Origin of the sequence: Paenibacillus polymyxa, from assembly GCF_001719045.1 — a bacterium.
Lineage (GTDB): Bacteria > Bacillota > Bacilli > Paenibacillales > Paenibacillaceae > Paenibacillus > Paenibacillus polymyxa_B.
The window spans coordinates 5,418,568-5,434,153 of the sequence record NZ_CP015423.1 but is presented as its reverse complement, the minus strand read 5'-3'; the positions used below and the strand labels follow the sequence as shown (position 1 = coordinate 5,434,153).

Below are 15,586 nucleotides of genomic sequence, written 5' to 3'. Positions count from 1 at the left end.
TCATTTATCTGCATTTAACTGGCTTTCGACAGTAAGTAAAGGAAATAAGGGGTGACCAGTATGGTGATAATAATTCCGGTTGGAATATCTGCCCCAAAACTAATCGTTCGAGTAAGTGTGTCAGCAATCAAAATGACGAGTGCACCAACGAATGCCGTCGTAGGTAGCAATAGCTTATGATTGGGCCCTACTAGCTTGCGTGCTAGATGGGGGCTGACCATGCCTACAAAAAAGAAATTTCCGCCAAGTGCCACGCTACCAGAAGCAAGCGCAACGGCAGCAATCGTCAAGCCGATAAACTCCCTTTTAATTGCTACGCCGAGGCCCGATGCTGTCTGATTCCCCAAATTCAACGTATTGAGTGTGTTAGACCTGTAAAAAACGTAAATACAGATGATAAGCACCCACGGGAGCAGCACCATAATATAGCTCCAGTCGTCCCCCCACAGGTCTCCAGCCTGCCATCTCAAAGCAAAGTCATACTGTTGCTTGTCTAGCCGGAGTGTCAACATCAGAGATAATGCGCTGTAGCCACTGCCCATAGCGACACCAGTTAAAATTAAGCCTGTAGGCGAGATGTCTCTTCCCCGCCTGAAAGCAAACATAAAAATCAAAAATGCTGCCGTAAGGCCGCCTGCAAAAGCCAGCCCAGGAAGAAGAATAGGCGATAGCAATCCTTCACTAGCGAACAACGTAATATACATAAGTACAAATAACCCTGAGCCTGAGCTGATGCCGAGTGTTCCCGGACTGGCCATGTCGTTTTTGAGCAAGCTTTGCATAATACAGCCTGATATCCCCATGCCAATACCTACCAATATAGAAAGCACAATACGTGGCAGTCGAAAGTCAAACACGATCAGGTTCTGTTTGCTCGTTCCTTCGCCAATGATGACCTTGAAAACTTCGAGTGGAGTTAGGTTCATTTTCCCAACATTCATACTAAGTACAGCCACTAGCAGCGTCAGCACTACTAACAGTAAAATAATGCTAATCCCCCTGGTATTACGGGACAGTTTCAACTAAACTCCCTCCTCTGCTTGCGCACAAGGTAGAGAAAATAGGGTACGCCCACCAAGGCAAAAATAATGCCAAGGGGTGTTTCGTGAGGACGATTGATCAGACGTCCGAGTAAATCCGCCGCCAACAGAAAGACTGCTCCATACAAAGCTGAGGCCGGGATAATATACCGATAATCCGTTCCGACCAGATGGCGCATAATGTGTGGCACGATCAAACCAACGAAGCCAACAGGGCCGACCACAATAACCGATAACCCCGTTAGAATTAATACAATTAAGGTTGAAAACAACTTAATCCTGTTTGCACGAATACCCAAGCCTGATGCCACATCCTCCCCGAAGCTCAAAATCGTAATCGAGGGAGAAAGCACGATGGCACAGATCAAACCCACTACAAACAGTGGCGCAATGAAAGCTAATTCACCCCACTTGGCACTGGCTGTACCACCAGCAGACCAGTAATCAAGGGCTTGGCCAATCTCATACTTAATAGCGATAAACGTACTAAACGCACCAAAAAGCATGGAGATGGACAGTCCTGCCAGCACCAGTCGCTGAGGCGTCATTCCTCGCTTGCCTATAGATGCGATGTAATACGTAATGCCTGTAGTGATTGCTGCACCTAGACAAGAATACAGCATGGTTTCTCCGTAGGTGTGACCAGGCAAAAAGGCCATACATAACGCAATAGCAAATGTCGAGCCAGAACTTATGCCAATGAGTCCCGAATCCGCTAGTGGATTACGAGTGGTTCCCTGCATAATTGCCCCACACACAGCCAAGCTGCACCCTACAATGATATCTGCCACGGTTCGTGGAAAACGCAAGGTGTGAATAATCTGATGTTCTGTAATGTTGGGATCAAACTGAAATATAGCACCCCATGCCAGCTTCAGGCTCATTTCCGCAGCACCAAAGGTAATAGATGCTGCGGTAACCAGCAGGAGCAGGAACACGCCCACGATCATGTAGCTTACAAAATGAAATATTCCTTTTTTATTTGGTTCTTTGTGAGTAGACATCGATTACACCCTTAGTTGATCAATTATGCATCGTTACTTAGTCTGTTCCAGCAATTTGCTAATCATATAATCTAGCTGTCCCGTCATACTAGCAACGTCCGAATAATAGAACAGTCCTGCATATTTCGCTGGAATTTCGATGATATGTCCGTTTTTAACGGCTGGAATACTGCTCCAGATTTTTGTCTTCGCATATTCAGATTCCTTGCCTTCCTGCTTAAACCAAAGGACATAATCTCCAAAGTATTCAGCAGCTACCTCGTAGGATAAAGAACCCCGACGCTCTCCGGAATTTTTAACCAATGTGTTGAGCTTTTCCGGTTTGTGAAGTCCCAGATAATTGTAAAGCAACGTTCCTCCACGTGAGCCTGTTTCATAATATATTCCGTAAGAGCCACTGCCCCAATCCTCGAAAATGCTAAACGTTTTGTCCTTGAATATGTCGGAATTTAGTTTTTCTTTGGCCTGACTCAGCTTGCTTTCAAACAGTGAAATCACTTTGTCTGCTTCTGCTTCATGTCCTGTGGCCTGACCAAGGAATTTCAAACGTTCTATAGAGGTCATTTTATCCTCAGGTATCACAAGAACAGGCGCAATTTTAGACAACTTATCATAATCCTTTGTATCATATGTAATGATGAGATCAGGATCATACTTCATAATTTCCTCAGTTTCCCACTTTTCAATATTGGGGATGTCGTTAAATTTATCGTAAAAAGGCATCGTTTCTTGTTTCCACCCCATGACTGCGGCCGGCTTAATCCCTAGTGTAAATACATCGCCAACATACCAGTTCACGACTACCCGTTGAGGATTAGCGGGCACCTTCACGTCTCCTTTTACCGTAGAGACTGTACGCGTATCAGAATCACTGCTTGCCTCTTCCTTCGCGGACGACGCGGGTTTAGCAGATGAATCAGAGGAACTGCCAGCATTCCCGCAACCTGAAATAACGAAAATCACTACGAATAGTGCACATAAAATCATGTGAAACTTCTTATTCATCATACGATGCATGTTGTAAATCTCCTTTGAAATATAGTAAGTGCAAAACATACTTAAAATTAGTGATATTGATAATCATTATCACTAATATCAAATTGTAAATTTTACCTCACTGATTGTCAACTGTTTCTTTAAGTTTTATGTTTTACTTTAATGGGTTCTCCAGCTCCCCTCTTCTATTTGCTTCATGCCATTCCTGATAGATTCCTCCAATTTCATAAAAGGCTTTGTTCATTACAGTTGTCAGCTCCTTCATGATCTCCTTGGTATATTTTAAATGAGTATTTATGTTATCCACTTTATATTTGCGAAGCAGATTTAGATGAGCAATGATGTGAATCGTATCTTCGATAATCCAATAAATCACATCCTCTACATCTTTCGTAAGCTTGTTTAGCATCTGTATGCCTCTTTCATACATCTGGAGCGTATAACCCCGCTTGCCTACTTGCACATACGGACTAAGATCATCATAAAAATCCGTACGGAAAGGTCGTCTTACATATTGCTCATACTGTTCTTCATATATTGAAGTTTGTTCAAGCAGCTTAATAGTCATATCTATGATTTCTTGTTCACTGTATATTTTTTTCATCAAATTTTCCCTTGCCTTTCTCTACTAAATAAATTCAAGTCATAGTTAAATTAGATCACAAGTAATGCAATAAGAAGTCAAACTCTTTTTTTACCAACCATTAACAATTTTTTTTGATGCAAACGATAATTAGAATAGAGGGATTTCCCTCAATATATCCAACTGAAGGAGACAGGCGAATGAATAGAGTATGGACGAAAGCATCGGCTATTCTATTGGTAGTAATATCCCTGTTGTTGAAGGCGAAGCCACCAAGAATGTAAAGGTCTCCTCTGTTTCTGCCAAAGGTTCTACCGTTAAGCTAAGAGTGACGGTTACTGAAAACCGTGGACGTTACTCAGGTCATCAAGCCGTTTGGGAATTTACGTATAAGATTAAGAAACAATAATAGAAAAAATAGACCGTCACTCCCAGGAGGGGCGGTCTTCGCTTTTACAAGTCTCGGTAACTGGGCACATACCATTTCGGTATATAGGTTTGAAAGTAATCATACGCTTCCAAAACCTCTTCAGCTCGTTGCACCATATCGTCCACCTCTTTTTTGCCAAATGGAATGGCCCAGTGAACCGATGAAAGCTGATTGCTTGCAATATACAGAGCCATTAATCTAAAAAATAAATCAGGTACATGGTTATTAAAATAACCGTGGATACGGCCCGAAGCGAATAAAGGACTTAATACTGCACACCAGGTAATTCTATTGAATTCCTCCCAAGGATCACCATAATCCATTCTATTAAAATCGATGATACCCAGCTCACCGGATGGGGTAACCACCATATTGCCCACATGATAATCCCCATGCTGAAAAGTCTGGGGACGATTTTCTAATAGCTGACGATTTTGCTCAATAAAGCTTATGGCTTGATCTGCTCCCTTTAGGGGAATACCGCATGACTTATAGTTTGTAATATATCTGTTTATTTTTCCATTATAATGTTCAGCCCATGGGACTCGATCTTGCTCCGCATGAATCTCATGCATTTTTTTCAATGCATCTCCTGCTTGAACCCCGAGTTGATACTGTTGTGCTGCGGTCAACGTATGGATAATCTCTTCAGCATCTTTCCCTTCGATCCAGGTGAACAGGGAATATACAGATTGACCATCATGACAAATCCCAAATTCAAGCGGCCGGGACATGAACAGATTCTCCACGTGGTTCAGCTTTGTTACAGCTTCAAACTCGCGCTTTTTTTTATCATAATGAACCATATCCGCCATTCTTAGCAGCAAGTCCCTACCGTCAGTGGTTTGAATATAATATTTTTTGTCACTGGACCAGCCTCTATGAATTTCTTCCACGTGGCTCCACCTGCTGGCACCCGGTATTTCACTAAAGAGTTGATTCACGCTCATCCCCCCCACGTTAAGATAGCCTTACTTACTATATATGCTTTCCATAGTTTACCTTCGTAATGACAGAGGAATCAATCCTCTTCCCGGAAAAACTCAAATAAAAAAGGCTGAAAAGACAAGCCGTCTCTTCAACCTCAATATTCACTGAGTTGCCATCGTGAACACCCATCACTTGTATTTTCAAATCAGTAAGAATAAGAAAACTCATGTTTAAATTCGTCTACCCGTTGAATGGTTTTCAGAATATTTCGACCTTCACGTGTGCCATCAATAATACGACGAGCTTGTTTACTATCCCCGATATTAATAACTTCTACTTGATGTTCTTTACCATATTCGAGCAAGCTGTCCATCAGCGGACTGTGTGAACGCATACCCAAGCATACGAATCCAAGATCAAAAGGAATCTCAAACTCCTGTTCTCCATGCTTTACTTTGAAGCGGTCGCTACACACTTCTGTCAAAGCTGTTTCCGTATGGACGTTCACTTCCCGCTCCTCTACCATTTTCATCATGGAAATCCGAGTAATCATATCCAGGTCTTTACCCAGTAACGGCATCATCTCAATAATAGAAACCTCTTGTGCTCCACGCTCTGCATAATATTCGACGACATCCAGTCCCACGGCTCCACCGCCAACTACAGCAATGCGTTTACCTTCAAATTCCTGGAATTTCTCCATGTTGTGCAAAAGATCAAAGATGGAGAACACTTTTGTACCTGGTTTACCCAGTTGCTCATGTAAACCTGCAATGGGCGGAAGAAGTGGTGTGGCCCCCGTCGCATTGACAATAATATCAGGATTCAGAGCACTAATCATCGCCAAATCGGCTCGGGCCCCTGTTACAATGTTCAGATTGGTTAACTGTTTGGTACGCTGAATCAGATAATCAGGGAAATCATTGATGCGTGTTTTGTCTGGCAGGCGGGCAATATCACGAGCCAAGCCGCCCAACTCTGGTTTTTCCTCAAAGAGGGTTACTTTACAGCCTACTTCGGCTGCCGTACATGCAGCTTCCATACCAGCGGTCCCACCACCAATAACAACAACCTGAACATTGTTCTTAACTCGTTGTTTCCGGTATTCAGCTTCTTTGAACAGATCCGGATTTACCGTACAGCAAATCGGTTTACTTTTGGAGATACGATGATCCGCACAACCAATGTTGCAAGAGATGCATTTTCTAAGCAAATGTTCGTAGCCGTTTTGCACTTTAAGCACCCAGTTCGGTTCTGCAATCAAGCCTCTACCCATTGCCAGAAGATCAGCGTCACCTCTCTCCAAAATATGCTGCGCAGCCTGTGGGCTCCGAATATTACCTGAGGTCATCGTGATCTTCCCGAATTTTTCTTTTACCGCTTTGGCCATATATGAGCGCCAACCATCCGGCAAGTTCATCCCGTCAATCTGGAACTGGATGGAATCGTTCAGAGCAGCAGAAACGTTCAGAATATCTACCTCATCATTAAGATACTCCAATAACTCGAGTGTATCTTCCAGTGTGTTCCCACCTTCTGTGAACTCTTCCGCGCTAAACCGTAAGCAAATAGGGAAAAATGGGCCCACCACTGAACGAATTTCATCAATGACTAATCTGGCAAAACGGGTACGGTTTTCTGCGCTTCCGCCAAATTCATCCGTGCGTTTATTATACATCGGCGAAAGAAACTGACTCAGCAAGTAGGAGTGTCCCGCATGAATTTCAACACAGTCAAATCCTGCTCGTTGCGCTCTTCCCGCTGCTTCTCCGTATTTGCGCACAATGGCGTAAATTTCTTCTTTTTGCAGAGGTCTTGGAATGGCTCCGCCCTTTTTAGAAGGAATATTCGAAGAAGATACAGGCTGAACTCCGTTCAGTCGTCCCGCATAAGCCGAAGCACCCGCATGGTTAATTTGTACAGAAACACAAGCTCCATAAGAGTGCAGGGCTTCTGTTAATCTAAATAGTCCGGGAATAAACTGATCGTTATCCATACGCAGCTGGGTTGTTCCGTTCGTACCCATTGGGAAATCCAGACAAACATTTTCTACTGTTATCAAGCCGGTACCACCTTTGGCCCGTTGCACGTAATAGTCAATATGATCCTGAACAAAGCTTCCGTCCATGGCAGCAAAGTTAGTTCCCATCGGGGGCATAACAATCCGATTTTTCAAGGTCATGCGTCGTATGGTTAGAGGTTCAAAGATAGCAGGATAGTGGTTCATTGTTCTTCCTCCTTGCGAGTTTACAAATTTCATGTTAAAGCTTCCATTAAAGCATTTTCATATGTGATTTTTTTCACTTTCGGGAATATCGAGATGTTATTGAGTACGATCATTCCTTATGGTTTGATTTTATATCATCTAATTCATAAATTCTAATGCTATTTTATGTAGTGAATCATAGTTTCAGTCTATAGATTAACTGGATTAAGACATAAAAAAGGAACAAACCTGTGAGGAATGTCCCTTTTGTGTGAAAAAAATCATGCTAATATTCCGAACCGCCTACCGATCTGTTCTTTTGAAACACTTGGGTACACGCTCCAAAATCCCTTCCCTCACATATCTGTCCAACACTCCACACATTGTGGCATATCCATTTTTTCTGAATACAAAAATCCCCTGCCCGAAAAGCGGGGTGAGTCCAATGAAAGGAAACACCCCAGCTTGACGTCAAGGGAGACTTGTCTATCCGTATACAGATTATACTTTTAAATCACCATCATAGGTGGCAATCATATTGTACAGTTCAGGACGACGGTCACGGAAAATGCCCCATTCAATCCGTCCTACTTCCAGCTCATCCAGATCAAATTCAGCAGTAAGCACTTCCTCATCGGTACGACCCGCTTCTGCGATCTTGTTACCTTGATGTCCGGCAATAAAGGAAGAACCGTAGAATGTAATACTGGAGTCCTCGTCTGTTTCAGTTCCAATCCGATTGGAAGCAATGACTGGAATCAGATTGGAAGCCGCATGACCCAGCATACAGGTCTGCCAGTGATCCTTGGAATCAATGGCAGAGTCCTGCGGTTCCGAGCCAATAGCTGTCGGATAGAACAAAAGTTCTGCGCCCATGAGCGCCATACAGCGGGCCGCCTCAGGGTACCATTGATCCCAGCACACGCCTACCCCAATTTTGGCATAACGTGTATTCCATACTTTAAAACCGGTATCGCCCGGATTAAAATAAAATTTTTCCTCATACCCAGGACCGTCCGGAATATGGCTTTTACGATATTTACCCAACACTTCACCGTCCGCGTCAATGACAGCAAGACTGTTGTAGCGCGCGTAGTTTTTCTTTTCATAAAAACTGATGGGCAGCACAACCTGTAATTCCTTGGCGATCTTCTTAAAATGGTTAACCGCCTTGTTGTGCTCCAGCTCAGTTGCATATGAATAATAATCAGACTTTTCCTTCTGACAGAAATATGGAGTCTCGAACAACTCTTGCAGCAAAATAATTTGTGCGCCCTGCGCTGCCGCTTCACGTACTAACTTCTCTGCTTTACTAATATTTTCTTCGATATTGGTAGAGCAGCTCATTTGAGTTGCAGCCACTTTTACTTTTCTCACGTTAGTCCTCCTTTTAGATGTTGTATCATTCAACGCTTTACAGCAGGCATCTGCTGGGTCGTACAGTGCACGTTACCGCCTTCACGGATGACCGCCATACCGTCTACAGTACGAATGGTGCGATCTGGAAATACATTTGCCAGCACTTGCTCAGCTGCAAGATCGCTCTTAGCGGCAGTACCGCCAAACACCGGCAAAATAATGCCGCCATTCACAAAGTAGAAGTTAATATAGCTCAGTGTCAATCGGCTATCTTCATAATCCACGCGCGGCGGCTGACCGATCCGAATCACTTCCAGCTTACGGCCTTGGGCATCCGTTGCTTGCTCCAAAATACGCAGATTTTCCTGCGTGATTTCGTAATTTTCATCCTCAGGATCATCACATACTTGCATAATGACCTTGCCAGGAGCTGCAAAGCAAGCAATATTGTCCACATGGCCATCTGTTTCGTCGCCACTAAGACCACGTTTTAGCCATATTATTTTCTCTACACCTGTATACTCACATACATACCGTTCAATTTCTTCTCTGCTTAATTCCGGATTTCGGTTGGGATTGAGCAAACACTCTTCGGTTGTAATCAGTGTGCCTTCGCCGTCTACGTGCAGTGAGCCGCCTTCCATCACCAGCGGTGCATCAAACCGTGGAACTCCAAGTTGGTCCAAAATTTGCGGCGCAACCTGGTCATCTAGATCCCATGGAGCGTATTTGCCGCCCCAGGCGTTAAACTTCCAGTTTACACCTGCCAATTGACCATGCTCGTCTGTGAGAAAAGTAGGGCCGTTGTCACGCAGCCACGCATCGCTGTGCTCAATCGGCAGCAGTTCTACCCGTTCCCCAAGTTCAAGCGCCTTAACGCTCTCCAGATCATCCGGATTTACGACCACAGTAACTGGTTCAAATTCCGCCATGGCGCGTACAATTCCGGCATACCCCTTGCATACATCAGCATGCATATCTGGGTAAACCATTGAAGATTTTACAGGCCAAGAAATATACGTGCGTTCATGTGGCGCCCATTCAGGCGGCATCTTATAATGTGAATCCTTAATTTGCATGTATTGAAGCTCTCTTTCTTTTTCATAATGTAGACTCCGCTCCTATCATACAATAATATGATCTTTGTCTCAATCGAAGCGAAAAAGTTTTAATAATTTACATTCACATTGGAATAAATTAGTTTGAAAAGGTGATTGCTTTCACCGTATTCCCATCAATATCCTTCACAGTGAATTGTGCTCCCTCCAGCACACCGTAAGAGGATGGGTAGTTTTCTTTTGGCAGCGAGATCGAACCGGGGTTCAGTATAAAGACCCCATTTTCCACATCCGCTACCGGAATATGAGTATGTCCCTGGATGAACACATCTCCCGCTTCCAGCGGTGGTAAATTTCCGATACTAAAGCCATGTCCGTGCGTAACATAGATTCGCCGTCCTTCATGGTGCAACAAAGCATAATCACCCATCATAGGAAACTCCAGTAGCATCTGATCCACCTCTGCATCGCAATTCCCGCGCACAGAAACCGCAATATGGGACTTGTACTTATTCAGCAGAGCTGCCACTTCTGCCGGATTATACCCTTCTGGTAACGGATTACGTGGTCCGTGGTACATATAATCTCCGAGCAGAATAAGACGATCGGCTTTCTCCTCCCTGTACTTTTCCAGTGCCAATTGCAACCAGTGTAATGAGCCGTGAATATCTGATATAAACATCAATTTCATGATTGTTCTTTCCTTTCTGAATAGACTAAAAATATTCCACTTAAGCACATTATTGCATTATTCCCTGAACAAATCTGTGCAAAAATGTTCTTTTATTTGGTAACATTCTATCAGTTGTCTTCCCAAGTAAAGTTTTGATGAGTGTTTCTCGTTCTTCGATATTTCTAGGATGAAGTTGATTATATTCGTGGCAGAGACTTTTGGCGTATAAACGTTCTTCAATCAACTCTTCAGAACTGGAAAGCTACTCACATTGAAATTTCCACCAAATTACCTTCTGGATCTTTAATTACGCTTTCATAATAGCCGTCACCTGTCAATCTTGGCTGACCCACAACTTCATATCCTGCATGCATGAGCTGCTCTGTCTTTTCATTCACCCGAGCTTTACTTCCAACGGAAAATGCCACATGAGCCCAGCCCGTAATATTTATCTGTGGTGAATGATCTACTCCCGTTTTACGCATAACCTCTAACCTTGCTCCATCCTCAAAGGTGATAAAATAGGACTCAAATCCTTTTGTAGCGTTATAATATTTATCGTTAGATTTTCCATCAAAATATTGCTCGTAAAAGCTTTTCATCTTTTCTAAGTCTCTCACCCAGATCGCTACATGCTCAATCTTCATTATTTTCCTCCTTCTGCAGCCCTCATCATTAAAAAATCATTAATTTATACTGGACTCAATTTTTAGCACAGTTATTATTAACGTTTTAATAAGTCTCAATATATCTCAGTAATTCATTTTTGTCCAATCTATTTATCATCAAATATCAATAAATAACGCTTACGAATCATTCATGAAAGCCCTTTCGTACTCAGTTTGTAATTCGGTTGCTAATACCCCTAAAAAATTAGCGACCGCTTCGTAAAAGAGAAGAAGCGGTCGCTATCTATAAGCCTTGATTGTATATTTAATACTTAATCACAGGTTTATTTATAAATTAACGTTTCAAGCTTTCACCGTTCGTAGCAATAACTTCTTTGTACCAATGGAACGATTTCTTCGGATATCTCTCAAGTGTACCGCTGCCATCATCATGACGGTCTACGTAAATGTAGCCATAACGTTTTTTAAGCTGAGCGGTCGAAGCGCTGACAAGGTCAATACATCCCCAAGACGTATAGCCCAAAACCTCTACTCCGTCCTCAATAGCTTCTCCAACTTGAACCAAATGATCATTCAGGTAGTTGATTCGGTAGTCATCCTCAACCGTTTTTTCGCCTTTTTCATTCGTGATTAGTTCATCAACGGCGCCCAGGCCATTTTCAACGATGAACAGTGGTTTTTGGAAGCGATCATAGAACGTATTCAGTACATAACGCAGACCTTGCGGATCAATTTGCCAGCCCCACTCACTTGCCTCGAGATGCGGATTGCTGACACCACCAAGGATGTTACCTTCACCTTTGACTTTTTTAGCTTCGTCAGCTGTCTCACAAGTACTCATATAATAGCTGAACGAGATAAAATCAACGGTATGCTTCAAATCTTCGGCATCACCTGGTTCAAAGTGAATAGAAATTCCGTTTTCTTTAAAGAATCGTTTCATGTAACCAGGGTATTGACCTCTTGCGTGAATATCGGCAAATGCCATGTTTCTGTGATCAAATTCCATCGCAGCAATCACATCGTCTGGATTAGGTGTTAGCGGATAAGTAGGCATACTCAGCACCATACAGCCAATTTTGAAATCAGGGTTGATCTGGTGACCGATTTTTACCGCTCTTGCACTCGCTACAAGCTCATGGTGAATAGCTTGATAAAGATCTTGCTCACTAAGTTGATCTTTTGGTGTGCTAATTCCTCCACTCATGAATGGTGCTTCAAGAATGGAGTTGATTTCATTGAAAGTCAACCAGTATTTAACTTTATCTTTGTAGCGATTAAATACAGTTGTAGCATAGCGCTCATAAAAATCAACAAGCTTACGGTTTACCCAACCATCGTATTCTCTGGATAAATGTAAAGGTGTTTCATAGTGAGATAATGTAACGAGTGGCTCAATTCCATATTTGTGAAGTTCATCAAACAAATCATCATAAAATTGCAAGCCCTTTTCGTTAGGCTCCAGTTCGTCACCTTTAGGGAAGATACGTGACCATGCAATAGAAGTACGGAATACTTTGAAGCCCATTTCCGCAAAAAGTTTGATATCTTCTTTATAATGATGATAAAAATCAATACCGATCAACTTCATGTTATCTTCTGTTGGTACATCCGTAACGGGCCCCCAGCCACCACGAGGAGTTACATCCTGAATGGACCAGCCTTTTCCATCTTCTTGATAAGCGCCTTCGAGCTGATTAGCAGCAACTGCTCCGCCCCACAGGAAATCTTTTGGAAACTGTGTACTCATATTTTCTCCGCCTTTGCTGATGTTTTTCATTAACTAGATAGAAATACGTTACCTCTATGCTAATGTGTTATAAGTACTTCTAAATGAATCTTAAGGTTTGTAACGCGTTTCATGTCAAGTATTATTTTAAAAACTTCTATAACTGTATTATTTCCAATAAGTACTCCCATATTTATAACTCTTCTATTATTGAGTAAAATGACTATTCTTTAATTGGCGGATCTACATGAATATCTCTATCTGGTTCAGTGCTTACCCAACGTGTAAAGATAACCTGAAAGCCGGCTCGAGTCGGCGCGCAGGCAAAAGGACCCGCCTGTTGTCCCGTTTCATAAGGAAAGCGTGCTACACGTACGGTGCGCCAGTTTTGATTTTCGGTTCGAGCTCTAATGATAACTGCATCCTGTAGCTGTGAAGCACGAATCGTGACATTTTTCCCTACCCATTCAGGTACAGGAGCTAATGACCAATCGGAATAGCCATCTGTGACTACGACAGCTAATTGAGGAATTCCGTCATTTAATTCAATCCCAGCTTTAATCCACTTTTGCTGTCCTTGATACAGCATAATACCGGCCTGATCATAGAGCTCCGTAAATGAGCCTAATTGAAACGTGACTTCGATGGCTGAGCCTTCTTCCCAGTCTGTAAGCAGGGAATGTCCGCTACTGCGTTCAAATCCATACAAAGTTTTTTCCCAGTAGTCGCTTCCTTCTCTGGTTTCAACTTTAAGAAACTGGTCTTCTTCTATGGATGATACAGGGTGATTAGTCCATGTTCCTGTAGTCCATGCAATTGATTTTTGAGTCATTGATCTCATCCTCTCATGCTTTATTGAACGATGTCCTATTTCCTTTTCTCCACCAATTGCAAATTGTACGTCAGACTTTCAAGGGTCACCGAAATCAACCCATACATGTATTCATCATGCGTATCGTTTTTCACAAAAATCTCGGGCATATGTTCTTTGGGTACATCTTTTAGACAGCCGTTATAAATATCATCCAACAGAGTCGGCTTGGATAACTCTCCAGTCAAAGCGATAGATACAGGGTCTATAATTGCAATAATGGAAGTAATCGTTTGGATCGCCAGAGGAACAAATCCCTCTGTGCTATTTAACTGTTTAAGCTGTTCCTCTCTTGTTAAATCAAAGGGTAAGAAGGACACCTCCCCCGCAAACTTGGTATTTCCTTTTAACAAATGTCCGTCGACAATAAAACCCGCTCCGGGGAAATTGTCTTTGGGAAACGAAACAATAGCAAAGGTTTTATCCTCATCATAATTCTGCATGTTATAAAATCCGTAGACTGTCAAATGCATATCATTTTCAATGGTAACTTCTAATCCGTATTTATCTTGAAGCCGTGGACCTACAGGGACTCCTATGAGCAGGTCGAGATCGCAAACATCGATAATCCCTTGATGAACAACCCCAGGGATGCCAATCCCAATGGCTTTGACGTTTCCATAGTTATTAATCAGCTCTCCAATTTGGGTTTCTATGACCTCATAATCAATATGGGGCACTATGGAAGTATTCTCGATGATGATATCACCAAGCAAATTGGCAACAGCATAAGTAAGAGAATGGATACCGCCTTCCGTTTTCACATTTAAACAGATAATATATGAATAATCAGCGTTATATTTGTACCGTCTAGCCGGACGTCCGCCGTTCGATTCTTCCAATTCCGTCTCTAATACTTCCCCGGTTTGAAGAAGCTCATTCAGAATATTTCCGCAGGTTGCCACACTAAGACCTGTGATACTGGCTATGGATGACTTGGTTGCATATTCCTTGGATTTCAGTGTGTTTTTAACTAACTCTACATTAATTTGTTTAACCCGAATGGTATTATTGGAGACTGGTTGTATTTGAATACACTCCTTTTCCAGTATTTATTAAAAGGTTTATAATAAGTTGTAATATACCGCTCTGCCTGCAAAAAGTCAATTTGAACGCGTCTTCCTCTTCTCCTCCATCATCATGCTATACTATAAATAAGAAACAAATTTTTAGTGCGGTATCTTTGCGATGAAACTAAGTGAAATAGGAGGGATTCTGTTGTCAACTATTGAGTATATAGCAATAATCGCGTTGCTCCTCTCCGTCATACTTTTAATTAAGGTCTATAGCCTTCAATCGCGTCTTAATGACCTGAAATCCGACGTGGAGCGTCTTGAAAATCGTTCAGGAATACAAGGAACATCACTGTCAGGTACCATCGCTGCCACTCCTTCACATGTTCTAGATGCAGGAGCTTCAGAAGATATCAATGAAAAGTTGCTCCTGCTAATTAGGGAAGGAAAAAAGATTCAAGCCATAAAAGAGTTGAGAACTGCTAAGGATCTTTCCCTTAAGGATGCAAAGGATTATGTCGATCAATTGGAAAAACTCTAAGAAAGGAAGAAATAAGATGAGTTCCAACAAAACAAACGCCATGCGCATATTGGACGGGCAGCACATACAATACAATATTTTGAGTTATGATCATCAAGATGGAAAAATAGACGGGATGAATGTAGCTGAGAAAATCGAGAGAGCGCCGGAAATGGTTTTCAAAACTTTGATTGCACACAGCAAACAAAATCTGTTTGTTTTTGTAATCCCTGTACATAAAGAGCTTGATCTCAAAAAAGCAGCCAAATGCGCGGGAGAGAAAAAAATTGAAATGCTTCCAGTTAAGGATTTGCAAAAGTATACGGGATATATTCGCGGTGGCTGTTCCCCCATAGGAATGAAAAAGCTCTACCCCACTTTTATCGACCAGCCTGCATTGGAACTGGAAGCCATCGTTGTGAGCGGTGGGAAAATTGGGACCCAACTGGAGTTGAGTCCACACGATTTAGCTCAAATCATTCAAGCACAGTTTGCAGATCTGACGCATACAGCATAAAACTCACCACATGATCATAAAATCTTTA

General features: G+C 42.4%; 17 protein-coding genes. 3 read left to right on the top strand and 14 right to left on the bottom strand.

All coding sequences use genetic code 11. From position 1 onward, the window contains the following. Nucleotides 1-14: 14 nt before the first annotated feature. From AOU00_RS24350 to AOU00_RS24335, 4 genes are all read right to left on the bottom strand, one after another. A complete protein-coding gene (locus tag AOU00_RS24350; RefSeq protein ID WP_061830170.1) occupies nucleotides 15-1,022 on the bottom strand; it encodes a FecCD family ABC transporter permease in 1,008 nt (335 codons plus the stop codon). Continuing rightward, nucleotides 1,019-2,044, bottom strand: coding sequence for a FecCD family ABC transporter permease (locus AOU00_RS24345; RefSeq protein WP_069291872.1), 1,026 nt, complete (start codon nucleotides 2,042-2,044; stop codon nucleotides 1,019-1,021). The genes AOU00_RS24350 and AOU00_RS24345 overlap by 4 nt, the downstream gene beginning before the upstream one ends. 33 nt (nucleotides 2,045-2,077) lie before the next feature. Then, complete coding sequence (locus tag AOU00_RS24340; RefSeq protein WP_069291871.1) at nucleotides 2,078-3,061, bottom strand: ABC transporter substrate-binding protein; 984 nt, start codon at nucleotides 3,059-3,061, stop codon at nucleotides 2,078-2,080. 133 nt (nucleotides 3,062-3,194) lie between these two features. Beyond that, a complete protein-coding gene (locus AOU00_RS24335; RefSeq protein ID WP_061830167.1) occupies nucleotides 3,195-3,644 on the bottom strand; it encodes an Imm63 family immunity protein in 450 nt (149 codons plus the stop codon). A gap of 190 nt (nucleotides 3,645-3,834) precedes the next feature. On the opposite strand from AOU00_RS24335, the gene AOU00_RS24330 reads away from it, so the two are divergent. Then, on the top strand, nucleotides 3,835-4,032 hold the full coding sequence (locus AOU00_RS24330) for a hypothetical protein (RefSeq protein WP_061830166.1): 198 nt from the start codon (nucleotides 3,835-3,837) through the stop codon (nucleotides 4,030-4,032). A 44-nt stretch (nucleotides 4,033-4,076) separates the two neighbouring features. On the opposite strand, the gene AOU00_RS24325 is transcribed toward AOU00_RS24330, so the two are convergent. The 10 genes from AOU00_RS24325 to AOU00_RS24285 form a co-directional block, all read right to left on the bottom strand. Continuing rightward, entirely contained in the window at nucleotides 4,077-4,997 is a 921-nt protein-coding gene (locus AOU00_RS24325) for an aminoglycoside phosphotransferase family protein (RefSeq protein WP_069291870.1), read from the bottom strand. Nucleotides 4,998-5,188: 191 nt separating this feature from the next. Beyond that, the gene (locus AOU00_RS24320) at nucleotides 5,189-7,210 is read right to left on the bottom strand and encodes an NAD(P)/FAD-dependent oxidoreductase (RefSeq protein WP_069291869.1); all 2,022 of its coding nucleotides are present in this window, start codon (nucleotides 7,208-7,210) and stop codon (nucleotides 5,189-5,191) included. A 480-nt stretch (nucleotides 7,211-7,690) separates the two neighbouring features. Further along, nucleotides 7,691-8,566, bottom strand: coding sequence for an N-carbamoylputrescine amidase (gene aguB / locus AOU00_RS24315; protein ID WP_025721082.1), 876 nt, complete (start codon nucleotides 8,564-8,566; stop codon nucleotides 7,691-7,693). Nucleotides 8,567-8,595: 29 nt separating this feature from the next. Then, the gene (locus AOU00_RS24310; RefSeq protein WP_069291868.1) at nucleotides 8,596-9,627 is read right to left on the bottom strand and encodes an agmatine deiminase family protein; all 1,032 of its coding nucleotides are present in this window, start codon (nucleotides 9,625-9,627) and stop codon (nucleotides 8,596-8,598) included. A 118-nt stretch (nucleotides 9,628-9,745) separates the two neighbouring features. Then, nucleotides 9,746-10,297: a phosphodiesterase gene (yfcE, locus tag AOU00_RS24305; protein ID WP_069291867.1), complete on the bottom strand. Its 552-nt coding sequence runs from the start codon at nucleotides 10,295-10,297 to the stop codon at nucleotides 9,746-9,748. A gap of 49 nt (nucleotides 10,298-10,346) precedes the next feature. After that, nucleotides 10,347-10,523, bottom strand: coding sequence for a maltose acetyltransferase domain-containing protein (locus AOU00_RS26025; protein WP_237166229.1), 177 nt, complete (start codon nucleotides 10,521-10,523; stop codon nucleotides 10,347-10,349). A gap of 22 nt (nucleotides 10,524-10,545) precedes the next feature. Beyond that, entirely contained in the window at nucleotides 10,546-10,926 is a 381-nt protein-coding gene (locus AOU00_RS24300; protein WP_023988486.1) for a VOC family protein, read from the bottom strand. A 316-nt stretch (nucleotides 10,927-11,242) separates the two neighbouring features. After that, entirely contained in the window at nucleotides 11,243-12,658 is a 1,416-nt protein-coding gene (locus AOU00_RS24295) for a glycoside hydrolase family 1 protein (RefSeq protein ID WP_025721091.1), read from the bottom strand. A gap of 202 nt (nucleotides 12,659-12,860) precedes the next feature. Continuing rightward, nucleotides 12,861-13,469 (bottom strand): DUF1349 domain-containing protein, encoded by a 609-nt coding sequence (locus tag AOU00_RS24290; RefSeq protein WP_069291866.1) that lies wholly within the window; start codon nucleotides 13,467-13,469, stop codon nucleotides 12,861-12,863. 35 nt (nucleotides 13,470-13,504) lie between these two features. Next, nucleotides 13,505-14,413, bottom strand: coding sequence for an ROK family protein (locus AOU00_RS24285; RefSeq protein WP_081330751.1), 909 nt, complete (start codon nucleotides 14,411-14,413; stop codon nucleotides 13,505-13,507). Nucleotides 14,414-14,726: 313 nt separating this feature from the next. Between AOU00_RS24285 and AOU00_RS24280 the strand changes: the two genes are divergently transcribed. Both AOU00_RS24280 and ybaK read left to right on the top strand, forming a co-directional pair. After that, entirely contained in the window at nucleotides 14,727-15,062 is a 336-nt protein-coding gene (locus AOU00_RS24280) for a ribosomal protein L7/L12 (protein ID WP_069291864.1), read from the top strand. A 16-nt stretch (nucleotides 15,063-15,078) separates the two neighbouring features. Continuing rightward, nucleotides 15,079-15,558: a Cys-tRNA(Pro) deacylase gene (ybaK, locus tag AOU00_RS24275; RefSeq protein ID WP_069291863.1), complete on the top strand. Its 480-nt coding sequence runs from the start codon at nucleotides 15,079-15,081 to the stop codon at nucleotides 15,556-15,558. The last annotated feature ends 28 nt before the right edge of the window (nucleotides 15,559-15,586 follow it).